Annotated in this window: 19 protein-coding genes and 1 pseudogene; 14 read left to right on the top strand and 6 right to left on the bottom strand. The window is 72.4% G+C overall.

The genetic code is table 11. From position 1 onward, the window contains the following. Positions 1 to 978, bottom strand: a complete 978-nt coding sequence (locus miv_RS01620) for a homoserine kinase (RefSeq protein WP_207181086.1) — start codon at positions 976 to 978, stop codon at positions 1 to 3. Positions 979 to 1,218: 240 nt separating this feature from the next. Next, positions 1,219 to 2,220, bottom strand: a complete 1,002-nt coding sequence (gene ispH, locus miv_RS01625) for a 4-hydroxy-3-methylbut-2-enyl diphosphate reductase (protein WP_048431378.1) — start codon at positions 2,218 to 2,220, stop codon at positions 1,219 to 1,221. Between the two features lie 219 nt (positions 2,221 to 2,439). On the opposite strand from ispH, the gene miv_RS01630 reads away from it, so the two are divergent. The 3 genes from miv_RS01630 (at position 2,440) to miv_RS01645 (ending at position 6,368) form a co-directional block, all read left to right on the top strand. Continuing rightward, complete coding sequence (locus tag miv_RS01630; RefSeq protein ID WP_058620641.1) at positions 2,440 to 4,299, top strand: monovalent cation:proton antiporter-2 (CPA2) family protein; 1,860 nt, start codon at positions 2,440 to 2,442, stop codon at positions 4,297 to 4,299. After that, positions 4,292 to 5,689, top strand: coding sequence for an MATE family efflux transporter (locus tag miv_RS01635; protein ID WP_058620642.1), 1,398 nt, complete (start codon positions 4,292 to 4,294; stop codon positions 5,687 to 5,689). Before miv_RS01630 ends, miv_RS01635 begins: the two co-directional genes overlap by 8 nt. A 277-nt stretch (positions 5,690 to 5,966) precedes the next feature. Further along, positions 5,967 to 6,368 carry a nuclear transport factor 2 family protein gene (locus miv_RS01645; RefSeq protein WP_207181087.1) on the top strand — a complete coding sequence of 134 codons (402 nt, stop codon included), beginning with the start codon at positions 5,967 to 5,969 and terminating at the stop codon, positions 6,366 to 6,368. Positions 6,369 to 6,433: 65 nt separating this feature from the next. Here the strand turns inward: miv_RS01645 and miv_RS01650 are convergent, their stop codons facing one another. Beyond that, positions 6,434 to 6,757, bottom strand: a complete 324-nt coding sequence (locus tag miv_RS01650) for a DUF1127 domain-containing protein (RefSeq protein ID WP_207181088.1) — start codon at positions 6,755 to 6,757, stop codon at positions 6,434 to 6,436. A gap of 147 nt (positions 6,758 to 6,904) precedes the next feature. On the opposite strand from miv_RS01650, the gene miv_RS01655 reads away from it, so the two are divergent. Beyond that, a complete protein-coding gene (locus miv_RS01655; RefSeq protein ID WP_207181090.1) occupies positions 6,905 to 7,843 on the top strand; it encodes a LysR substrate-binding domain-containing protein in 939 nt (312 codons plus the stop codon). A gap of 416 nt (positions 7,844 to 8,259) precedes the next feature. Here the strand turns inward: miv_RS01655 and miv_RS01665 are convergent, their stop codons facing one another. Both miv_RS01665 and miv_RS01670 read right to left on the bottom strand, forming a co-directional pair. Continuing rightward, entirely contained in the window at positions 8,260 to 8,520 is a 261-nt protein-coding gene (locus tag miv_RS01665; protein WP_058620194.1) for a DUF3072 domain-containing protein, read from the bottom strand. A 175-nt stretch (positions 8,521 to 8,695) separates the two neighbouring features. Further along, a complete protein-coding gene (locus tag miv_RS01670) occupies positions 8,696 to 9,583 on the bottom strand; it encodes a branched-chain amino acid aminotransferase (protein ID WP_207181091.1) in 888 nt (295 codons plus the stop codon). 208 nt (positions 9,584 to 9,791) lie between these two features. Between miv_RS01670 and miv_RS01675 the strand changes: the two genes are divergently transcribed. The 9 genes from miv_RS01675 (at position 9,792) to nadC (ending at position 18,481) form a co-directional block, all read left to right on the top strand. After that, positions 9,792 to 10,484, top strand: a complete 693-nt coding sequence (locus miv_RS01675; protein WP_425312959.1) for a MarR family winged helix-turn-helix transcriptional regulator — start codon at positions 9,792 to 9,794, stop codon at positions 10,482 to 10,484. Then, positions 10,481 to 11,212, top strand: coding sequence for a response regulator (locus miv_RS01680; protein ID WP_207181092.1), 732 nt, complete (start codon positions 10,481 to 10,483; stop codon positions 11,210 to 11,212). The genes miv_RS01675 and miv_RS01680 overlap by 4 nt, the downstream gene beginning before the upstream one ends. A gap of 5 nt (positions 11,213 to 11,217) precedes the next feature. Then, positions 11,218 to 12,588: an ATP-binding protein gene (locus miv_RS01685; protein WP_244748822.1), complete on the top strand. Its 1,371-nt coding sequence runs from the start codon at positions 11,218 to 11,220 to the stop codon at positions 12,586 to 12,588. Between the two features lie 68 nt (positions 12,589 to 12,656). Continuing rightward, positions 12,657 to 13,196, top strand: a complete 540-nt coding sequence (locus miv_RS01690; RefSeq protein WP_207181093.1) for an MbcA/ParS/Xre antitoxin family protein — start codon at positions 12,657 to 12,659, stop codon at positions 13,194 to 13,196. A gap of 26 nt (positions 13,197 to 13,222) precedes the next feature. Next, positions 13,223 to 13,891 carry an RES family NAD+ phosphorylase gene (locus tag miv_RS01695; RefSeq protein WP_207183356.1) on the top strand — a complete coding sequence of 223 codons (669 nt, stop codon included), beginning with the start codon at positions 13,223 to 13,225 and terminating at the stop codon, positions 13,889 to 13,891. A gap of 100 nt (positions 13,892 to 13,991) precedes the next feature. Further along, the gene (locus miv_RS01700) at positions 13,992 to 14,951 is read left to right on the top strand and encodes an NUDIX hydrolase (RefSeq protein ID WP_207181094.1); all 960 of its coding nucleotides are present in this window, start codon (positions 13,992 to 13,994) and stop codon (positions 14,949 to 14,951) included. Between the two features lie 133 nt (positions 14,952 to 15,084). Continuing rightward, a complete protein-coding gene (gene nadA, locus miv_RS01705) occupies positions 15,085 to 16,086 on the top strand; it encodes a quinolinate synthase NadA (RefSeq protein ID WP_207181096.1) in 1,002 nt (333 codons plus the stop codon). Beyond that, positions 16,083 to 17,615 carry an L-aspartate oxidase gene (locus miv_RS01710; protein ID WP_207181097.1) on the top strand — a complete coding sequence of 511 codons (1,533 nt, stop codon included), beginning with the start codon at positions 16,083 to 16,085 and terminating at the stop codon, positions 17,613 to 17,615. The genes nadA and miv_RS01710 overlap by 4 nt, the downstream gene beginning before the upstream one ends. Next, the gene (nadC, locus tag miv_RS01715) at positions 17,612 to 18,481 is read left to right on the top strand and encodes a carboxylating nicotinate-nucleotide diphosphorylase (protein ID WP_058618594.1); all 870 of its coding nucleotides are present in this window, start codon (positions 17,612 to 17,614) and stop codon (positions 18,479 to 18,481) included. The genes miv_RS01710 and nadC overlap by 4 nt, the downstream gene beginning before the upstream one ends. Here the strand turns inward: nadC and miv_RS01720 are convergent. After that, positions 18,445 to 19,412 (bottom strand): annotated as a pseudogene (locus tag miv_RS01720) (IS3 family transposase); the annotation flags it as partial. The gene nadC and the pseudogene miv_RS01720 sit on opposite strands and share 37 nt — an antisense overlap. A 206-nt stretch (positions 19,413 to 19,618) precedes the next feature. On the opposite strand from miv_RS01720, the gene miv_RS01725 reads away from it, so the two are divergent. Then, positions 19,619 to 21,586, top strand: coding sequence for an alpha/beta hydrolase domain-containing protein (locus miv_RS01725; RefSeq protein WP_207181099.1), 1,968 nt, complete (start codon positions 19,619 to 19,621; stop codon positions 21,584 to 21,586). Positions 21,587 to 21,645: the final 59 nt, after the last annotated feature.

Below are 21,645 nucleotides of genomic sequence, written 5' to 3' on the forward strand. Positions count from 1 at the left end.
TCACGTGGGGAGAACCGCACTCCACCCATACTCCTTCGCCGCCGCGACCTTGCGGTGGAAAGCGAGCCTGCGGTCGTATTCGAGCGGGTCCTTCGGCTTCACCAGGGCGCCGGGGGGCACGTTGAGCCAGTCGACGAGGCGGGTCAGCATGAAGCGGAGCGCCGCGCCGCGGGCGAGCAGCGGCAGGGCTTCCACCTCGCGGGGTTCGAGCGGGCGCACGGCCTGGTAGGCGGCGATCATCGCCTGCCCCTTGGTGCGGTTGAACGAGTAATCGGCCTCGAAGCACCAGGCGTTGAGGCAGATCGCCAGGTCGTACGCGAAGGAATCGGTGCAGGCGAAGTAGAAATCGATCAGCCCCGACACCTCGTCGCCGAGGAAGAAGACGTTGTCGGTGAAGAGATCGGCGTGGATGACGCCGCCGGGCAGATCCTGCGGCCAGGATTCCTCGAGGAGCGCCAGGTCGGCGCGGGTGCGGGCGGCGAGCCCCGGGGCGACGCGGTCGGCCTCCGCCTCCGCCGCCTCGAAGAGCGGGCGCCAGCCCGCGACCGAGAGAGCGTTCGGCCGCTGCATCGGGAAATCGGCCCCGGCCGCGTGCAGGCCGGCGAGTGCCGCGCCGAGCGCCCGACAATGCTTGACCCCCGGCCGGCGCACCGAGACTCCCTCCAGGAACGATACGATCACGGCCGGCCGGCCGCAGAGTTGCCCGAGGGTCGCGCCGTCGCGGGTGCGGATCGGCTGCGGGCAGGCGAGGCCGTTGGCGGCCAGATGCTGCATCAGCCCGAGGAAGAACGGCAGGTCGTCCAGCTTCACCCGCTTCTCGTAGAGGGTGAGGATGTAGGAACCCGTGGTGGTGTGCAGGATGAAGTTGGTGTTCTCCACCCCCTCGGCGATGCCCTTGTAGGACAGGAGATCGCCGATCTCGTAGGCGGCAAGGAAGGCGGCCAGCGCCTCGTCCGGAACCTCGGTGTAGACCGCCACGGCCGTTCTGCTTTGCTCGAAGAAATGGGATGAAGACGCAGCGTCGCGTGCCGCTGCCTGAACCTGAAAAGGCTCGCTCCTTCCCCTCCCCCCTGTGGGGAGGGGTTATGGGGATCGAAGATCCCGCGTGGGGGTGGTGCAGGAGGCACCGCAGAGCTTTATTCGGCACCACCCCCACCCCCGGCCCCTCCCCACAGGGGGGGAGGGGAGGTGTTTCACCTTGAGATGATGGAGCCGGTATTACTCCGCCGCCTCGCTGCGCAATTCGCGCGGCAGCGGGAAGACCATGTCCTCGGTCGTGGTCGAGACGGTGTCGACCGTGACCTCGTAGCGGGTCGCGAAGGCGTCGATGATCTCCTCGACCAGCACCTCCGGGGCCGAGGCGCCGGCGGTCAGGCCGAGGCGGCGGATGTCGGAGAAGGCGTCCCAGTCCAGGTCCTCGGCGCGGTTGACGAGCCGGGTGATCGGGCAGCCGACCCGCTCGGCGACCTCGCGCAGGCGCTGCGAGTTCGAGGAGTTCGAGGACCCGACGACGATCAGCGCGTCGACGAGGGGGGCGACCTGCTTCACCGCCTCCTGGCGGTTGGTGGTGGCATAGCAGATGTCGTCCTTGTGCGGGCCGACGATCTTGGGGAACTTCTGCTTCAACGCCTCGACGATGTGGTGGGTGTCGTCGACCGAGAGGGTGGTCTGGGTCACCCAGGCGAGGTTGTCGCGGCTCTCGGGCTCCAGGGCCTCGATCTGCTCGATATCCTCCACCAGGGTGATCGAACCCTTGGGCAGCTGGCCCATGGTACCGACGACCTCCGGGTGGCCGGAATGGCCGACCAGCAGCACGTGGCGGCCGCGCTTGTGGTGGATCTCGGCCTCGCGGTGGACCTTGGTCACCAGCGGGCAGGTCGCGTCGATGGTGGTCAACCCGCGGGAATTCGCGTTCTGCGGTACGGTCTTGGCCACGCCGTGGGCGGAGAAGATCACCGGCGCCTTGCCGTCCGGCACCTCGTCGAGCTCGGCGACGAAGACCGCGCCTTTGCGCTTCAGGCTCTCGACCACGTACTTGTTGTGCACGATCTCGTGCCGCACGTAGACGGGCGGGCCGTAGAGGGCCAGCGCCCGCTCGACGACGTCGATGGCCCGCACCACGCCGGCGCAGAACCCGCGCGGGGCGCAGAGGAGGATCTCGAGGGGCGGCTTCGCGGGCGCGGCGGCACCGGCGTCGGTCTGGTTCACGGAGGCGCTCATGATCCGGGATGTGGCGAGGGGGGACGGTCCCTGTCAACCTCTTGTGCCACGCATTCGCGCAGATCCCTAGCACGCGCCCGCGACATCCGGGCCGCAGCGTCACCTGCGGCAGGGTCCTGGCCGCATCGCCGCGCCTGCGCCGAACCGGGTTCGCCCGCGGGCCCCGTTCGGGTTAAGGGAGAGCATCGGCCGACCTCGAACCCCGGAGAATCCCGCGCGATGGCGACCGCCGCCGACCACGCCAGCTTCCTGCCGCCGGTCCTCACCTTCCTGTCCGCCGCGGTGATCGGCGTGCCGATCTTCCGCCTGCTCGGGCAGAGCGCGGTGCTGGGCTACCTCGTGGCCGGCGTCGTCATCGGCCCCTCGGGCCTGTCGCTGATCACCGAGCCGGAGACCGCCCGCAGCGTCTCGGAACTCGGGGTGGTGCTGCTGCTGTTCATCGTCGGGCTGGAACTCGAGATCTCGCGGCTGATCTCGCTGCGACGCGACATCCTGGGCCTCGGCACGCTCCAGCTCGGGCTCTGCGCCCTGGCGCTCGGGGGGCTGGGCTTCCTCACCGGCCTGTCGGCGGGCGCCGCGACCGTGATCGGCATCGCGCTCGCCCTCTCGGCGACGGCGGTCGCGCTGCAGCTCCTCGAGGAACGGCGCGACCTCGCCTCGCCCTACGGCCAGCGCGCCTTCGCGGTGCTGCTGTTCCAGGACCTCTCGATCGTCGGCATCCTGGCCTTCCTGCCGCTGATCGCCCAGACCGGCCCGTCGGGCGGCGGCGAGGCCTGGATCGGCACCGCCCTGCAATCGGCCGGGACGGCGGTGGCGGCGGTGATCGGCGTGGTGCTGGTCGGGCGCTACGGCCTCAACCCGTTCTTTCGCCTCCTCGCCGCCAGCGGCGCCCGCGAGGTGATGACGGCCGCCGCCCTCCTCGTGGTGCTGGGTACCGCGCTCCTCATGGAGGAGGTCGGGCTGTCGATGGCGATGGGGGCGTTCCTCGCCGGCCTGCTGCTCGCCGAATCGAACTTCCGCCACCAGCTCGAGGCCGACATCGAGCCGTTCCGCGGCATGCTGCTCGGCCTGTTCTTCATGAGCGTCGGCATGTCGATCGACCTCACCCTGGTGGCGCAGAACTGGCTCGGCCTGTTCCTCGCCACGCTGGGGGCGATCCTGATCAAGGTCGCGCTGATCGCCGGGCTTTTTCGGCTGTTCGGCTCGTCCTGGCTCGACGGCCTGCGCGGCGCCGCCGTGCTGGCGCCGGCGGGCGAGTTCGCCTTCGTGCTGCTGCCGGTGGGCCAGGAGCTCGGCCTCGTCGACGGGCCCGCCGGGCGGCTCGCCATCGCGCTCGCGGCCATCACCATGCTGATCGGGCCGATCGGCGCCAAGGTCCTCGACGGGGTGCTGTCGCGGCGCGCCACCGCGCCCCTCGAACCCGAGCACGAGGTGATCGAGGATGCCGAGGCCCGCGTCCTGGTGATCGGCTTCGGCCGCTTCGGCCACATCCTCAACCAGGTGCTGCTGGCGCAGGGCTTGAGCGTCACGGTGATCGACAAGGACGTCGAGCAGATCCGCAGCGCCGCCCGCTTCGGCTTCCGGGTCTATTACGGCGACGGCACCCGCCTCGACGTTCTGCGCTCCTCGGGTGCCGGCAAGGCCGAGGTGGTGTGCATCTGCATCGACGATCCGGAGGCCACCCTCAAGATCGTCGACCTCGTCCACGCCGAGTTCCCGGCGGCGCGCACCTACGTGCGGGTGTTCGACCGGGTCCAGGCGATCGAGGCGATGGGCCGCGACGTCGACTACCAGATCCGCGAGACCTTCGAATCGGCCCTCGCCTTCGGGCGGGCCACCCTGGAGGCGCTCGGCCTCTCCCCCGAGGAGGCGGCCCGCACGGTCGACGACGTGCGCAAGCGCGACCTCGCCCGGCTGGTGCTGCAGCAGGCCGGCGAGCCCCTCGACCGGGCCGACCCCCTGCGCAGCCTGGTGCGGATCAAGCCCGAGCCCCTGACCGCGCCGCTCCACGCCTCGCACGGCCTCAACCCGGAGACCGAGGACATCATCGCCCGCGAGCGGGCCGGCGCCGATGGGTGAGGTGCGCCCGCCGGAGACCGGCCCCGCTCCCCCGCCCGCCCGCTTCGTCACCGGCTCGACCTTCCGCCACGTCGTGGTGATGGGGGCGACCGGCTCGGTCGGCCTGATGGCGATCTTCGTCGTCGACCTCCTGTCGCTGCTCTACATCGCGCGCCTCGGCGATCCGGTCCTGACCGCGGCGGTGGGCTTTGCCACCATCGTCCAGATCTTCGCGGTCTCGATCAATATCGGGATGATGATCGCCGTCGGCGCCCTGGTCTCGCGGGCGCTGGGCGGCGGCGACGTGGAACGTGCGCGTCGGCTCGCCGCCTCGTCCCTGGTCCTGGCGGTCGCCGCCTCCGGCCTCGTCACGGTGCTGATGCTGCCGCTGCTCACGCCGTTCCTGACGCTGATCGGCGCCGGGCCCGAGACCGTACCGGCGGCCCGGACCTTCCTGTGGATCGCCCTGCCCTCGACCCTCATGATGGCGCTCGGCATGGGGTTCTCCGGCGTGCTGCGGGCGGTCGGCGATGCAAGGCGCGGCATGAACGTGACGCTCGCCGGCGCCGCGGTCACCGTGGTGCTCGACCCGCTCCTGATCTTCGGCCTCCATCTCGGGATCGAGGGGGCGGCGGTCACCATCGTGATCGCCCGCCTCGCCTTCGCGTGGGTGGGCTATTCGGGCGCCGTGCGCGTCCACCGGATGGTGGCGAAACCGACCCTCGCGGCGGTGATGGCCGATGCCGGTCCGATCCTGCGCGTGGCCCTGCCCACCGTGCTCACCAACCTCGCCCCGCCGGTGGCGAGCGCCTTCCTCGCCCACGTCATGGCGGGATTCGGCACCGCGACGGTCGCCGGCAACGCGGTGGTCGACCGGGTGGTGCCGGTGGCCTTCGGCGGCCTCTTTGCGCTCTCGGGCGCCGTCGGCCCGATCCTCGGTCAGAACTGGGGCGCCGGCCGCTTCGACCGGATGCGCGCGAGCTTGCGCGACGCCGCCCTGGTGACCGGCCTCTACGTCGCGGTGGTCTGGCTCGCCCTGCTGCTCGCCCGCGCGCCGCTCACCGCCCTGTTCGGGCTCACGGGCGCCGGCGCCGACCTGCTGGCCTTCTTCTGCCTCGCGGGCGGGGCGATCTGGTTCTTCAACGGGCTCCTGTTCCTCGGCAACGCCTCGTTCAACAACCTCGGCTTCCCGCTGGCGGCGAGCGCCCTCAACTGGGGCCGGGCGACTTTGGGCACGATGCCGACGGCGTGGCTCGGGGCGCACCTCGCCGGGCCGGAAGGGGCGCTCGCCGGGACGGGGATCGGGTCGGCGTTGTTCGGAGTGGTCGGGCTGGCGCTGGCGTTCCGGACGGTGGGGGTGCTGGAGCGGCGGGAGGGGGCGAGCGCGGAGCCGCAGGCTCCACGCGCCTGAGCGAAGCCGGCTTGCGCATCGCGACGCGATGGCGCAGCGATCACCGAGCGATCAGTCGCGGATCCTCGGAAACCGCGAATCGTATCCTCCCGGCGCTAGGCCGCGCTGCCGGCGAAGCGCTCGGCCAGACGGTGCGCCCGGAACGCATCGGTAACCCAGTCGACGAAGGCGCGGGTCTTGGCGGGCATCCCCAAGCCCTACATCCCAAGCCGGCAAGACCGCCCTCGTAACGCGCGACCGACCGCGCGGTCCGCTCGCCACCGAAGGATACACCACCATGTCAGACACCGATCCGGCCACCCACGGCACGCCGGAGCCCGATTTCGACGGCGTGCTCCGCGCCAACCTGGAGCGCGTCTTCAACGAGCGCGATGCCGGGCGACGGGCGGCCGCCCTGGCCGAGCTCTTCGTCGACGAGCCTGTCATGTACGAGCCCGCAGGGGTCGTGGAGGGCCGCGCCGCCATCGCCGCGGTCGCCGGAGCCCTGCTGGAGCGGTTCGGCCCGACCTTCCGCTTCGTGCCGACCGGCCGGGCCGTCGGCCATCACGGCCTGGGCTCACTGTCCTGGCAGGCGGGCCCCGAGGGCGGGCCGATCACCGTGACCGGGGCCGACGTGGCCGAGATCGCGGAGGGCCGGATCGCCCGCCTGTGGGTGCTCCTCAACCCGCCGGCCGACTGAGGTCGCCTCCGATCGTCGCGCGATCCGGAGAAGGTCGGCCGGGCGATTCGGTCGGGGCGGGCGGCTCAGAGCCCCCGGTCCACCGACCGCCCGTCCCGGGCGGCGACGCGCAGGCTCACGGCCGGCGGCGGGGGCTGGCGCCGCGCGCGGCGTCGATGCACCAGGGGCAGGGTCGGGTCCTGCATGAACGGCAGGTCGAGGGCGCCCATCACGTCGTTGCGGGTCAGCCCGATGTCTTTCAGTCCGCGATCGTCGAGTTCGGCGAGGCGGTAGGCGGCGCGGCGGTTGATCCACAGGGTGACGATCCGCGCCACGATCTGCGCGGCCTTGCGGCCGTAGCCGGGCGCCTGCGCGAGAACACCGAAGAGGGGGGCAAAGCTGATCGTCATCGTGGTCTCCGGCGGGAGCTGTCGGCGAACCTCGTCATGCGCCGGCCATCGCTCTTCCGCTGCGTCCGTCATAGCGCCGCTTGGCCGATGCGTTGAGCGAATGCTTGAGATGTGTCACATCACGGAGATTGATAACGGAGCCGCCCGGTGCATCCTCTCGACATCGACCAGCTCCGCACCCTGGTGGCGATCGCCGAGAGCGGCTCGTTCACCCGCGCGGCCGAGGCCGTGCACAAGACGCAATCCGCCGTCTCGATGCAGATGAAGCGGCTGGAGGAGCGGATCGGGCGGGAGATCTTCCTCAAGGCCGGCCGCGGCGTGCGGCTGACCGAGGACGGCGAGCGCCTGCTCGATTACGCGCGCCGCATCGTGCGGCTGCAGACCGAGTGCCTGGCGACCTTCGACGAGGGCGACCTCGCCGGCCGGGTCCGCCTCGGGCTCCCGGACGACTACGCCGACCGCTACCTGCCGGAAATCCTCGGCCGCTTCGCCCGGGCCCATCCGCGGGCCGAGGTCACGGTGGTGTGCGAGCCTTCCGACATGCTGGCCGAGCGGATCGCCGACGGCGACATCGACCTCGCCATCGTCACAGAGGCCAAGGCGCGGGACAAGGCGCGGGACAAGGCGGATGTCGGACGCGCACGCGGCGACCGGCGGCGGGGCGTCGAGACGATCCGCACCGAGGCGCTCCTCTGGGTCACGTCGAGCCGCCACGCGGTGCACACGGAGGAGCCGGTGCCCCTCGCCCTTGGGCGGCCGGCCTGCAACTGGCGGGTCGCCGCCATCGAGGCGCTGGAGCGCGGCGGGCGCCAGAGCCGGATCCTGTTCGTGAGCTGGAATTCCACCGCGGTCGGCGCCGCGGTGCTGGCGGGGCTCGCCGTCTCGGTCCTGCCGGAGAGCGCGCTGCGCTCGGGCATGCGGGTGCTGGGGCCGCAGGACGGTTTCGCGGCCCTGCCGGCCTGCCGGATCGGGCTGATGCGCCACCGGGCGGGCGAGCCGAACCCGCTCGCCGACATCCTGGCCGGGCAGATCCGGCAATCGCTGGACAATCTGGCGCTCGACGCGTCCGGACTGGCGGCGGAGTGAGCGGCGGGCCCCGTCGGCGGATCTGCGCTCCCTACTGGAGCGCGGCGAGGAAGCGGGTACTGAGGTTGGTGAACAGGCTGCCGGCGGAATTGCCGTAGACCGCGAGCGCCGTGGTCAAGGCGAGGAAGATCAGCCCGGCCACGAGCGCGTATTCGATCGCCGTCGATCCGGACGTCTCGTCCCGGAATCGCCGGACAACCTCCGTTCCCCGCGTCCTGTCCCGCACGCCCCGCTCCCACGATCCGTCGGGCCGCAGACTAAGGAAAGACCTCCTCATCTTGGGTTAACGCGATGGTCGAAGCGGCCGGCGCAAGGCCGGCCGGGCCCGCAACTCCCGGCCCCGAAAGGTCGAGGCGAGGAGAGACCTCCCTGTCGGCGGCCTCGTCCCCGTCACTCATCGTCGGGGTTCGATGTCGTCAGTCCTTGCCGGTCTCCTTGCGCAGGGCATCGATGCGCTGCGAGGCCTCGGCCTTGTCGAGGTCGGGGTCGAAGGCGTCCTCGTCCTTGGCCTGCTCGGCCAGGGTCTTGAGGTAGGAGGCCTGGGCGCCGGTCATCGGCTCGGAGCCGGTGGTCCAGTCCTTCGGATCCTTGATGCGGTTCGAGGTATCCTTGGGATCCTGCTTCGGGTTGTCCGACTCGTGCGTCTCGGTCTCGGCCTTCTTGGTCTTGGCGGTCATGGGGGCTTCCGTGTTCTCTGAATGTTCCATCCAGACAACGGGGAAGCCCCGGCTCGCGTTCCCGCCCCGGATGCAGGGGAGCGGCTTGTCCCCGGGAAACCGCCGCCGTCCACGCGCGAAGGCCCCGGGCGGTCCTCCCGCCCGGGGCCTTCGATCTCCGCGTTCGTCGCGAGGCTCAGGCCGCCTCGGCCCGCGGCTGCACCTCGGCGGTGTAGTCGTCCATCAGGGTCTTGGTCATCGCCGCCGGGGTGAAGCGGTACTGGGCGATCTCCGAGACCGGGGTCACCTCGGCGGCCGAGCCGGTGATGAAGCACTCGGTGAAGCCCGCCAGCTCCTCGAGGCGGATGCGCCGCTCGACCACCTCGTAGCCGCGGCGCTTCGCCAGATCGATCACGGTCTGGCGGGTGATGCCGTTGAGGAAGCGGTCGGCCTGGGGCGTGTGGATCACCCCGTCCTGGATGAAGAACACGTTGGCGCCGGTGCACTCGGCGACGTTGTCCTCCCAGTCGAGCATCAGGGCGTCGGCATAGCCCTTGTTCTCGGCCCGGTGCTTGGAGATCGTGCAGATCATGTAGAGACCCGCCGCCTTCGAGGCCGACGGCGCGGTGCGCGGATCGGGCCGGCGGTACTCGGCGAGGTCGAGGCGGATGCCCTTCATCTTGGTCGCCGGGTCGAAGTAGCTCGGCCACTCCCACGCCGCGATGGCGAGATGGATGGTGTTGTGTTGCGCCGAGACACCCATCATCTCCGAGCCGCGCCAGGCGACCGGGCGGAGATAGGCGTCCTTGAGGCCGCTCTCCTTGAGCACCAGCTTCTTGGCGGCGTCGATCTCGGCCACCGAGTACGGGACCTCGAAGTCGAGGAGTTCGGCCGAGCGGCGCAGGCGCTGCGAATGCTCGGTGCACTTGAAGATCCGGCCGCCATAGGCGCGCTCGCCCTCGAACACGCTGGAGCCGTAGTGCAGGCCGTGGCTGAGTACGTGAATCTTCGCGTCCGCCCACGGCACCATGCGGCCGTCGAACCAGATGTGGCCTTCACGCTGGTCGAAGGGAATGACGGACATGACGATGATCCTCGTATGCGTTCGTTTCCGCCAGGCTCGTTCTCGCGCAACGTTCGTGCTTGAGCGGGGCGCGGGGCGTACGTTCGTTTCGCCGGCGGGGTTGACGGGTATCAATGGGGCTGAGATATGTCAACAAGACTGACATAAATGACGACGGCCCTCGAGGGCCGAAACTCCCGTCGACTTGTCTCGCGAAGAGGTGCGACCCGTGACCCAGGCCGCCCGGACCCGTCCGGCCCCCATCCCGGACGTCGCGAACGAGGACCAGCCGGAGGCAGGCTACTCCCCGGTACGGCCCGCGCAAGAGTCGTCCTCTCGACAAGAATCGCCCGCCCTGGAGGCGCCGTCGCGGGAGATCGCCTCGCGCGAGCCCCGGGACGAGGCGCCGCCGCATTACGACCTGATCGAGCTCCTGTTCTTCGCCTACCGCGACTTCGTCGCCGATCCGGACCGCATCCTGGCCGAGTACGGCTTCGGCCGCGCCCACCACCGGGTGCTGCACTTCGTCGACCGGAATCCCGGCCTCACCATCGCCGAACTCCTGGATATCCTACGGATCACCAAGCAGAGCCTGAACCGGGTGCTGAAGGAATTGATCGAGCAGGGCTACATCGCGCAGCGGACGGGCACGAGCGACCGCCGGCACCGCCTCCTCACCTGCACGCCGCAGGGCCGCGCCCTCGCCCAGCGCCTCGCCGGCGTCCAGGGCGAGCGGGTCCGGCGGGCGCTGGCCGAGGTCGGCCCCGCACTCCGCGAGCCGGCGGGCCGGTTCCTGCTCGCCATGATCGAGCCGGAGGAGCGCGCGGCGGTGAGCCGTCTCATCGGCGGCGGCGATCCTGCGGGCGAGATCCCGGCCGAGAGCCCGCTCGGTAGGCCCGCAGGCGCCGGGGCCCGCCCGTGAGCGCCGGCCCCGCCCTCAGCCCCCGGGCCGAGCTGCCCGACCACGCCCCCCACATCCTGGTGGTCGACGACGACCGCCGCCTGCGCGACCTGCTCGCCCGCTTCCTCGGCGAGAACGGTTATCGCGTCACCGCCGCCGCGAGCGCCGCCGAGGCGCGGGCGCGGGGCCGCAGCCTCGTCTTCGACGCGGTGGTGCTCGACGTGATGATGCCGGGCGAGACCGGGTTCGACTATGCCCGCCAGATCCGCCTGACCTCGAGCGTGCCGATCCTGATGCTGACCGCGCGCTCGAACCCGAACGACCGGGTCACCGGGCTCGAGATCGGCGCCGACGATTACCTCCCCAAGCCCTTCGAGCCACGGGAATTGATTCTGCGCCTCAACAACATCCTGCGCCGCAACGCCCGGGGCCCCGCCGACGGCGCGGCCGCGCCCCTCGACGCGGTGCGGTTCGGGCCGTTCCAGTTCCGCATCGAGCGCGGCGAGCTGACCCGCGACGACGAGGCGATCCGCCTCTCCGAGCGCGAGCGCGAGATCCTGACCATCCTGGCGCTGGCGCGCGGCGGCAACGTCGAGCGCGAGGCGCTCACCGGCACCAACGGGGCGGCCAACGAGCGCACCGTCGACGTGCAGATGAACCGCCTGCGCCGGCGCATCGAGGACGATCCGGCCAATCCGCGCTACGTGCAGACCGTGCGCGGCGTCGGCTACCGGCTGGTCCTGGACTGAAGGACGTGCCCGCCCCCACCCTCGCCGGGACGCTCCCGACGCCCCGGCGGGCCTGGCGCCGCCTCGGCCGCGTCATCGGCGACCGGCTGCCGAAGGGGCTCTATGCCCGATCCCTCATCATCATCATCGCCCCGATGGTGCTGCTGCAATCGGTGATCGCCTACACCTTCATGGAGCGGCACTGGCAGCTGGTGACCCGGCGCCTCTCGGCCGCCGTGACGGCCGACGTCGCGGCCTTGATCGACATCTACGAGAGCTACCCGCAGGACAAGGGCTCCGAGACCCTGGAGCGGATCGCCAGCGAGCGACTGAACCTCGACGTCGACATCCTGGAGGGCGCCAGGCTCCCCGCCCCCGGCCCGCGCCCGTTCTTCTCCCTCCTCGACGAGGCCCTGTCCGACGAGATCCGCCGCCAGATCGCCCGGCCGTTCTGGATCGATACGGTGGGGCGCTCCAACCTGATCGAGATCCGGGTCGAGATCCCCGGCGGGGTGATGCGGGTGATCGCCCGGCGCAGCCAGGCCTACGCCTCGAACTCGCACATCTTCCTGCTCTGGATGGGCGGCTCCTCGATGGTGCTGCTCGGCGTCGCGATCCTGTTCCTGCGCAACCAGATCCGGCCGATCCTGCGGCTCGCCGACGTGGCGGAGAGCTTCGGCAAGGGCCGCGAGCTCGATTTCCGCCCCCGCGGCGCCCGCGAGGTGCGCAAGGCCGGCCACGCCTTCATCGAGATGAAGCGGCGCATCGAGCGGGCGATGGAGCAGCGCACCACGATGCTCAACGGGGTGAGCCACGACCTGCGCACCATCATCACGCGCTTCCGGCTCTCCCTGGTGCTGCTGCCCCAGACCCCCGAGATCGACGACCTGCAGCGCGACGTCGACGAGATGAGCCGGATGCTCGAGGCCTACCTCGCCTTCGCCAAGGGCGATTCCGGCGAGCCGGCCGCCGCCATCGACCTGCGGGCGCTGCTGGAGGACGTCCGCACCGACGTCGAGCGCCTGGGCGGCCACGTCTCCGAGGTGACGCTGGAGGGCCAGGCGACCGTGACGGTCCGGCCCGACGCGTTCCGGCGCTGCCTGTTCAACCTCGCCGCCAACGCCGCGCGCTACGGCGACACGATCGCGATCACCGCCCGCCAGGAGGCGCGCTGGCTCGCCGTCTCGATCGACGACGACGGCCCGGGCATCCCGGTCGAGCAGCGCGAGGAGGTGTTCAAGCCCTTCGTGCGCCTCGACGATGCCCGCCAGGATGCCGGCGGCTCGGGGCTGGGCCTCGCCATCGCCCTCGACATCGCGCGCGCGCATGGCGGCGACGTAGCCTTGTACGATTCGCCGCTGGGGGGCTTGCGGGCGACGGTGCGGGTGCCGGCGTAAGGAACGATCGAACCGGTTTGCTCTTGTCCAGATCTGGACTATATCTGGATCAGGATGGGAGTCGCACCATGGCATCTGCCCTTGCCCGGCCTCTCGATCCGCCCGTTCCGCCGGTCGATGCCGAACCGGCGCGGCTCGATGCGGATCGTTTCTCGGTGCCGAACCGGCGCCGCCTGAGCGGGCCGGCCCTGCGGACCTTCACGGCCATCGCCGACCTGTGGCGGCTCGACGAGGGCGAGCGCCTGCTGATCCTCGGCCTGCCGTCGCGCTCGACGTATTACGGCTGGCTCAAGGCCGCGCGGGAGCACCAGGACGTCACCCTCGGCGTCGACGTGCTGACGCGGATCTCGGTGGTGCTCGGCATCCATCAGGCCCTGGGAATCCTGCACGCCGACGAGCCGGACGGGATCGCCTGGCTGCGGCGCCCGCACCGGGCGCCCCTGTTCGGCGGCCAGCCGCCCCTCGCCCTGGTGACGAGCGGCACGCAGGACGGGCTGATGGCGGTGCGCCGGTTCCTCGACGCGGCCCGGGGCGGCCTCTTCCTGGCGCCGAACGCGGTCGACCGCGACGCGGCCCCTCTCACCGACGCCGACATCGTCTTCGCGTGAGCGATTCCGGCGCGAGCGATCCCGGCGTGGCCGAGGTGCCGGCGCCGCACCCGACCTACCGGCTGATCCCGTCGCGCTTCCCGCCGATCGGCCTGTTCGACACCGTCGCGACCGCAGCCGACCTCGCGCCGGTGATGGAGCTGGCCGGCTGGACCAACGACCGCCTGGTGGCGGAGCGGCTGGCCCGGCTGCCGGAAGCGGAGTGGGTCTACGGCCGGGCGAATGCCAGCATCGTCATGGCGTCGTTCCTGCACGTCGCCCCCGGCGGCATGCGCTTCAACGGCGCCGATCTCGGCGCCTGGTACGCCGCCGCATCCCTGCGCACCGCCGTGGCGGAGGTCGGCCACCACCTGCGCCGCGAGGCGGCGGCGACGGGCCTACCCGAACTGACGCGGACCTACCGCACCTACACGGCGCGGCTCGACGGGCGGTTCCGCGACCTGCGCGGGCGGGCCGGCCCGGACCTGCCTGGCCTCCTCGACCCGCAGGACTACGCGGCGTCGCAACGCTTCGGCGAGGCGGTACGGGCAGCCGGCGGGCACGGCCTGCTGTACGACAGCCTTCGGCACGCGGGCGGCACGAACGCCGTCGCCTATCGGACCCGCAGCATCCTGGACGTCACCCAGGGCGATCACTACGCGGTCACCGTTCAGTCCGCCGCCCCGCGGATCGAAGCGCGCCGGATCGCCCCCTGAAGCCTCGTCACGCCCGACGCTCCCGGCCGCGAGGCTCTGACAATAACCCTTTCGCACCGCCCATCGTGCTAAGCCCCTGCCGGATCGGGAGAGCAGGACGATGAGCGAGGCGGAACCGAGTGCGGCGGCACCCCTGGTCGGCCTCGCAGCCGTGATCCTGGCGGCGACGCTCGACGAGCCGCGGGTGCTCACCGTGCCGGTGGCGGGCCAGCCCGAGGGGCGGGCCGAGGGGCTGCCGGCCGGGCCGCTCGAACCGGCGCATCCCACCCTGGAGCGGGGCCTGCGGGCCTGGGTCGAGCGGCAGACCGGCCAGAGCCTCGGCTATGTCGAGCAGCTCTACACCTTCGGGGACCGCGACCGGCGGCGGGGCGGCAAGGGGGAGGCCGGGCTGCACGCCCTGTCGGTGGCGTATCTCGCCCTGGTGCGCGAGGCGCGGCCCGCCGCCGATTCGGCCTGGCAGAGTTGGTACCGCTACTTCCCGTACGAGGACCGGCGGGCGGAGCGGGCGGACGACCTCGACGCCATCGCGGCCCGGCTCGCGGCCTGGGCCGAGGCGGCGTCGAGCCCGGAGGCGCGGCGGCGCCGGCACGACCGGATCGGCCTGACCTTCGGGGCGGCCGGGAGCGGCTGGAACGAGGAGCGGGTGCTGGAGCGCTACGAATTGCTGTTCGAGGCAGGCCTCGTGCCGGAGGCCGGGGCGAGCCCGGACGAGAGCGCCCTCCTCACCGGCCGGCCGATGGCCTTCGACCACCGCCGGATGCTCGCCACCGCCCTCGGGCGCCTGCGCGGCAAGATCAAGTACCGGCCGGTCGTGTTCGAGCTGATGCCCCCGACCTTCACCCTCGGCCAGCTCCAGCGCGTCGTCGAGGCCTTGTCGGGCATCCTCCTGCACAAGCAGAACTTTCGCCGCCTCGTCGCCCATCAGGGCCTCGTCGAGGAGACCGAGGCCGTCACCGCCGAGACCGGCGGCCGCCCGGCGCGGCTGATGCGCTTTCGCCGCGAGGTGCTGCTGGAACGTCCGGCACCCGGCCTACGGCTTCCCTCGAACCGGACCGGTTGAGCGACGTCGGCCATCGACGATGATGCGGCATCCTGCCTCACTTATGCTCAGATACAACATATCTGGACAGCCTGAGATCCGGGGATTAGCCTAGCCGGGTAAATGCTCATTATGAGCATATCGGGAGGCGAGAATGGACGCGGCATCCCTCGATCGGGCGGGCTCCCCGCCCCTGCCGGAGCTGTACGACCGGGTGCGCCACCACGTCCCGGCGATCGAATGGCCGGCGCTGGCCGGCGACGTCGCGGCGATCCAGGCCTTGAAGCGGGAGCGCAACGCCGTGGTGCTGGCGCATAACTACCAGGCGCCGGAGATCTTCCACACGGTGGCGGACATCGTCGGCGACAGCCTGGCGCTCGCCCGCGAGGCCGCCCGCACCGATGCCGACGTGATCGTGGTGGCGGGCGTGCACTTCATGGCCGAGACCGCCAAGATCCTGAACCCGACGAAGACCGTGCTGATCCCGGACCTCGCCGCCGGCTGCTCCCTGGCCGATTCGATCACCGCCGCCGACGTGCGGGCCTTGCGCCGCCGCCACCCGGGCGTGCCGGTGGTGACCTACGTCAACACCTCCGCGGCCGTGAAGGCGGAATCCGACCTCTGCTGCACCTCCGGCAACGCCAAGGCGGTGGTCGAGTCGCTCGGCGCGAAGCGCGTCCTGATGATCCCGGACGAGTACCTGGCGCAGAACGTCCAGGCCGAGCTGCCCGAGATCGAGATCCTGACCTGGGCCGGCCATTGCGAGGTGCACGAGCGCTTCACGGCAGCCGACATCCGCGAGGCGCGGGAGGCCTATCCGGGCGTGACGGTGCTGGCCCACCCCGAATGCCCGCCGGGCGTGGTGGCGGAGGCCGACTTCTCCGGCTCGACCGCGGCGATGCAGGATTACGTGGAGACGCGGCGCCCGGCGCAGGTGGTGCTGATCACCGAATGCGCGATGGCCGACAACCTGGCGGTCCGCAATCCGGACGTCGCGTTCGTCAAGCCGTGCAACCTCTGCCCGCATATGAAGCGGATCAGCCTGCAAAAAATCCGGCGGAGCCTGGAAGGGCTGACCCACGAGGTCACGGTGCCGGACGACCTGATCGCCCCGGCGCGCCGCGCCGTCGAGCGCATGCTGGCGGTCCGGGCATGACGGCCGATCGCGTCGTCGTGGTGGGGGCCGGCGTCGCCGGCCTCGCCACGGCCCTGCGGCTGGCGCCGCTCCCCGTCACCCTCGTCACCGCGGCGCCGCTGGGCGAGGAGACCGCCACTGCCTGGGCGCAGGGCGGCATCGCGGCGGCGATCGGCGCCGACGACGCCCCGGCGCTCCACGCCGCCGACACGCTCGCGGCCGGCGCGGGCCTGAGCGACGCCGGCATCGCCGACATCGTCGCCGGGGCCGGCCCCGGACTGGTGGACTGGCTCGTCGGGCTCGGCCTCGCCTTCGATCGCGGCCCCGACGGCGCCCTGGCGCTCGGCCTCGAGGCGGCGCATTCCCGCCGCCGCATCGTCAAGGCGGGGGGCGATGCCACCGGCGCCGCGGTCCTGCGCACGCTGGCCCGGGCGGCCGCGGCCTGCCCGTCGATCACCGTGACGGTCGGGCGGGCGACGGCCCTGGCACAGGACGGCGAGGGCCGGGTCACCGGCCTCGTGCTGCGCACCGACCGGGGAGCCCTGGACCTGCCGGCCCGGGCCGTGGTGCTGGCGACCGGGGGCCTCGGCGGGCTCTACCGCGCGACCACCAACCCGGCCGGCGCGGTCGGGGCCGGCCTCGTCCTGGCGGCCCGGGCCGGCGCGGTCCTGCGCGACGTCGAGTTCGTGCAGTTCCACCCGACGGCGATCGCGCTCCGCACCGACGGCCCGCTGCCGCTCGCCACCGAGGCCCTGCGCGGCGAGGGTGCGATCCTGGTCGACGCCGCGGGCGGCCGGGTGATGGCCGGCATCGCCGGGGCGGAACTGGCGCCCCGCGACGTGGTCGCCCGGGCCATCGCCCGGCGGACCGGCCGGGGCGAGGCGGTCTTCCTCGATGCCCGCCGGATCGACGTGGCGCGCCGCTTCCCGACCGTGGCCGCCCTCTGCCGCGCGGCCGGGCTCGACCCGGCGGTCTCGCCGATCCCGGTGCGGCCGGCGGCGCATTACCACATGGGCGGGATCCGGGTGGACGGGTGCGGCCGCAGCACGCTTCCCAACCTGTGGGCCTGCGGCGAGGTCGCGGCGACGGGCCTGCACGGGGCGAACCGCCTCGCCAGCAACTCGCTCCTCGAGGCGATGGCCTTCGCGGTGCGGATCGCCGCGGACATCCGGGGCATGGACGCCCCTGCCGCGGGCGCGGGCCGCGGCCCGGACCCGCTCGCCGCGTGCGACGCCCTGCCGGAGATCCGAGACCTGCAAGAAATCCGCAACCTGATGCAGGCGGAGGTCGGGCTGGTGCGCGACGAGGCCGGCCTCGCCCGGGCCGCCGCCCGGCTCGCCGCCCTGGCCCGGGCCGACTCGGGGGAGGCCGTCGCCGGGCTCCTCGTCGCGGCGGCGGCGCTCACCCGGCGGGAGAGCCGCGGCGCCCATTGGCGGGCCGACCATCCGGGCCAGCAGGCGCCCCGCTCCGCCGACATCACCTTGGCCCAGGCGCTCGCGACGGCCGATTCCGTCGTCGCCCCCTCCCCCCTCGTCGAGGCAGCCCGATGACCGACATGTCTCTTCCCTTGCCCCCTGCCCTGCCCCGCCTGCTGGTCGAGCCGATCGTGCGGGCCGCCCTCCTGGAGGATCTCGGCCGCGCCGGCGACCTCACCACCGACAGCATCGTCCCGGCGGATGCCCGCTTCTCCGGCGCCATCGTCTCGCGCCAGGCCGGCACGGTCGCGGGCACGGAGGCCGCGGCGCTCGCCTTCGCGCTCCTCGACCCGGCGGTGCGCGTGTCGGTGCTCCGCCCGGACGGCAGCCCGATCGCCCCGGGCGAGGCGGTGATCGCCCTCGACGGCCCGGCCCGGGCGATCCTCTCGGCCGAGCGCGTCGCCCTCAACCTGCTCTGCCGGCTCTCGGGCGTGGCCACCGCCACCGCCTCCCTGGTCGAGGCGGCGCGCCCGCACGGCAAGGCCCGCATCGTCTGCACCCGCAAGACCACGCCGGGCCTGCGCAGCCTGGAGAAGCACGCCGTGCGGGCCGGGGGCGGGGCCAACCACCGCTTCGGCCTCGACGACGCGGTGCTGATCAAGGACAACCATGTCGCGGTGGCGGGCGGGGTCGTCCCGGCGGTGCGGCGGGCGCGAGCCGGAATCGGCCACCTCGTGAAGATCGAGGTCGAGGTCGACACCCTGGCCCAGCTCGAGGAGGCGCTGTCGGTCGGCGCCGACGCGGTGCTCCTCGACAACATGAGCCCGGAGACCCTGCGCGAAGCCGTGGCGATGATCGACGGACGGGCAGTCAGCGAGGCCTCGGGCCGGATCAGCCGCGAGACCGTCGGCGCGGTGGCGGCGACGGGGGTGGACCTGATCTCGACGGGATGGATCACCCACAGCGCGCCGATCGTCGATCTGGGGCTGGACGTGGCGTGAGGCGGGGCGGGGCAGCCCTGCTCGTCTCCTCCGCAGCCCCCGGCAGACGGCCGCTGCCGTTGGATGGCCATCGTCGGAGCGGCCGATGTCGACGCTGTCCGCATGTCGTCGCGCATCGACCAGCCGGCGATCTTGCGGGTGGCCAGATCAGGGACGGCGGCCAGGTCGAGCCAGCCTTCTGCCGTGGGCAGGCCGGTGATGTCTGCCAGCCGGACCTGGCCGGGCAACGCGACCGAGAAAAGCTCCTCGAGGAGGTTGGAAGCAAGCGGCAGGTCGTATCGACCGTCGGTCGTGCAGGGCCGGAACCGACGTCCCGCCGGCACCCGGAATGCCATGGCGACGCCTCGGTCGTTCCACCCGCCCGCGGCTGGCTGTGCGGCCCTCCACGCGCAGGGCCGCATGCACCCGAGGCGAACCGTCTCGCCTCCGATGCCCGGCATGGATCCGCTGCACGTCGTCGAGGAGTTGCCGGTTGGAGATCGACCGGGCGCTCCCGGGACGTGATCGCCAGCCGTCATCCCCGCTTCGGGGACAACACTCCGAGCACGCGGCACACGAGAGGCACCGGCCAAGTGGCCGCATGCTGCTCGAAGGAGGTGAACGTCACTTGGGCATCTGCGCGAAGAGGCCGATCGCTTTTTCTAGCACGTCGCGCTCCATGCGCGTCCGGTCGAGCTCACGGCGCAGGCGGGCGATCTCGGCCGCCTGGTCGGACGGCGAGGCAACCGGGTTCGTAGGAGCCGAGCCCGGCGCGTCGGCGGGCCGCTGCTGTGGGGAGCCGTCCATCAGCACGGTCCGCCACTGGCGCAGCCTGGAGGGCTGGATCCCGCGCTCGGCGACGATCTGCATCTGCAACCGGCCGCTGCTCTCGAGCAGGGCGACCGCCTCGCGTTTGAACTCGGGGGTGAACGCGCGCTCGTGTCTTTGCCATCGAACACCTCCCCCGCCCGTGACGGGCGTCGCAGCGGTGTCCGCGAAACCGAGGGAGGATCAAACCAGGCTGTGGCGGGTGACGCGGCGCGATGAGCGGAAGCCACGGAGCGATACAAGGATCAATACGGTTCACAGCAATCCCTCCCGCCGCTACCCTCGCCGGGCAGGCGCCCGGGACGAGGCGCCGCGAGGGGGGAGACCGTGATGACGGGGATCAAGCGCGCCGCGACCGTGGCGCTTCTCGGAGGCGGCCTTGCCGCCGGCCCGGCCGCCGCCGAGGTGACGCGGTTCGAGGCCGTCGCGACCGAGGCGCCGGCCTTCCAGGGCCGCAGCTTCGGCGAACACGGCCAGGCCCGGAAGATCACCGGGCGGGCGACCATCGCCCTCGATCCCGCCGACCCGCACAACGCGGTCATCGCCGACATCGCGCTCGCGCCCCGCAACCCGGAGGGCAAGGTCGAGGCGACCGCCGACGTGGTGCTGCTGCGGCCCGAGCGGCCGAACGGGCTGCTGCTGGTCGAGATCCCCAATCGCGGCCGCAAGCTGATCGGCCCGCTGGTCGAGGGCACCTCGACCGAGGCGTCGGGCCGGCTGGAAGGGCCGGACGATGCCGGGCGGGGCTTCCTGCTGTCGCGGGGCTACACCCTGGCCTGGATCGGCTGGCAGGGCGACATCGCGCCGGGGAACGGCAAGACGGGCGCCGCCATGGGCATCCGCCTGCCGGTGCTGGCCGGGGTCACCGGGCCGTCGCGCGAGGAATGGAGCTTCGAGACCACGACCTCTCCGATCGAGGCGCCGCTGACCTGGCCCGCCGCCGACCTCGACCCGTCGAAGGCGCGCCTCACCGTGCGGGCGCGGCCCGAGGACCCGCGCACGACGCCGCCGGGCCTGTCGTTCCGCTTCGTGAGCCCGACGCGCATCGCGATCACCCGGCCCGCGGGCTTCGACGCCAGCGCCCTCTACGAGCTGAGCTACACCGCCCGCGACCCGGCGGTGACGGGCCTCGGCCTCGCGGCGATCCGGGACGTCGCGACCTTCCTGCGCCACGATACGAGCGACCGGAACCCCCTCGCCGCGCAGGGGCGCAGCGGCATCGACCGGGCGGTCGGCTTCGGCATCTCGCAATCGGGGCGGGTGCTGCGCGACCTGCTCTATCTCGGCCTCAACGAGGACGAGAGCGGCCGGATGGTGTTCGACGGAATGATGCCGCACATCGCCGGCAGCCGGCGCAGCTTCACCAATGCCCGCTTCGCCCAGCCCGGCCGCAATCCCGGGCCGCATCTCGACCGCTACTACCCGGCCGACCAGTTCCCCTTCGCCTACGCGACGACGACCGATGCGCTGACGGGACGGCGCGACGGCCTCTTCCTGCGCTGCCGGATCACCAACACCTGCCCGCGCCTGATGCATGTCGACAGCGAGTACGAGCTGTGGGGCTCCCGCGGGGCGCTCGTGACCACCGACACGCGCGGCGCCGACCTCGCCCAGCCGCCGGAGGTCCGGGTCTACATGGTCACCGGCACGCCGCACTTCTCCGCGCCCGACGCCAAGACCGCGAGCGATCCGGGCTGCGCCCTGCCGGTGAGCCCGGTCCATGCCGGGGCGGCGTCGCGGGCCCTCCTCGTCGCCCTCGAATCCTGGATCACCGACGGGGTCGCCCCGCCGGCCAGCCGCTACCCGTCGCGGGCCGACGGCACGCTCGGTGCCCCGGCCCATCTCTACCCGCCGATCCCCGGCCTGCCCTATACCGGCCTCTACAACCCGGCCCAGTGGATCGAGCCCGGGGCCGGCCCCCTCGATCCGCCGGTGGTGCGCGGCACCTACCCGCTGCTGCTGCCGAAGGTGGACCCGGACGGCAACACCCTGGCGGGCATCCGCCTGCCGCTGATCGAGGCGCCGCGGGCGACCTACACCGCCTGGAACCCGACCCGCGGCAGCGCCGCCGCGACCCTGTGCAACCAGAAGGGCGGGGTGCTCCCCTTCGCGGCGACGACGGCCGCGAAGGCCCCCGACGACCCGCGGCCGTCCCTGGAAGAGCGCTACCCGGAGCCGGGCGCCTACGCGGCGGCCGTGAAGGCGGCGGCCGCCCGCATGGTGGCGGAGCGCACCCTGCTGCCGGCCGATGCCGACGAGATGGCGAAGGACGCGGCCGAGGGGCGGCTGGCGCGGTAGCGCGAATCCGGGAAAGAGGGACCCGGGACGCCCCCTCGCGGGTTGCCGCCCCGCAGGGA

The sequence above is a fragment of the Methylobacterium indicum genome, from assembly GCF_017347565.1.
Classification (GTDB): Bacteria; Pseudomonadota; Alphaproteobacteria; order Rhizobiales; family Beijerinckiaceae; genus Methylobacterium; species Methylobacterium indicum.

Bases quoted from the DNA above. Each gene is read 5' to 3' on its own strand.
- miv_RS01650 (WP_207181088.1), bottom strand. From the start codon at position 6,757: ATGACGATCAGCTTTGCCCCCCTCTTCGGTGTTCTCGCGCAGGCGCCC.
- miv_RS01665 (WP_058620194.1), bottom strand. From the start codon at position 8,520: ATGACCGCCAAGACCAAGAAGGCCGAGACCGAGACGCACGAGTCGGAC.
- miv_RS01645 (WP_207181087.1), top strand. From the start codon at position 5,967: ATGTCAGACACCGATCCGGCCACCCACGGCACGCCGGAGCCCGATTTC.
- miv_RS01710 (WP_207181097.1), top strand. From the start codon at position 16,083: ATGACGGCCGATCGCGTCGTCGTGGTGGGGGCCGGCGTCGCCGGCCTC.
- miv_RS01670 (WP_207181091.1), bottom strand. From the start codon at position 9,583: ATGTCCGTCATTCCCTTCGACCAGCGTGAAGGCCACATCTGGTTCGAC.
- nadA (WP_207181096.1), top strand. From the start codon at position 15,085: ATGGACGCGGCATCCCTCGATCGGGCGGGCTCCCCGCCCCTGCCGGAG.
- miv_RS01630 (WP_058620641.1), top strand. From the start codon at position 2,440: ATGGCGACCGCCGCCGACCACGCCAGCTTCCTGCCGCCGGTCCTCACC.
- ispH (WP_048431378.1), bottom strand. From the start codon at position 2,220: ATGAGCGCCTCCGTGAACCAGACCGACGCCGGTGCCGCCGCGCCCGCG.
- miv_RS01725 (WP_207181099.1), top strand. From the start codon at position 19,619: ATGACGGGGATCAAGCGCGCCGCGACCGTGGCGCTTCTCGGAGGCGGC.
- miv_RS01700 (WP_207181094.1), top strand. From the start codon at position 13,992: ATGAGCGAGGCGGAACCGAGTGCGGCGGCACCCCTGGTCGGCCTCGCA.
- miv_RS01635 (WP_058620642.1), top strand. From the start codon at position 4,292: ATGGGTGAGGTGCGCCCGCCGGAGACCGGCCCCGCTCCCCCGCCCGCC.
- nadC (WP_058618594.1), top strand. From the start codon at position 17,612: ATGACCGACATGTCTCTTCCCTTGCCCCCTGCCCTGCCCCGCCTGCTG.
- miv_RS01690 (WP_207181093.1), top strand. From the start codon at position 12,657: ATGGCATCTGCCCTTGCCCGGCCTCTCGATCCGCCCGTTCCGCCGGTC.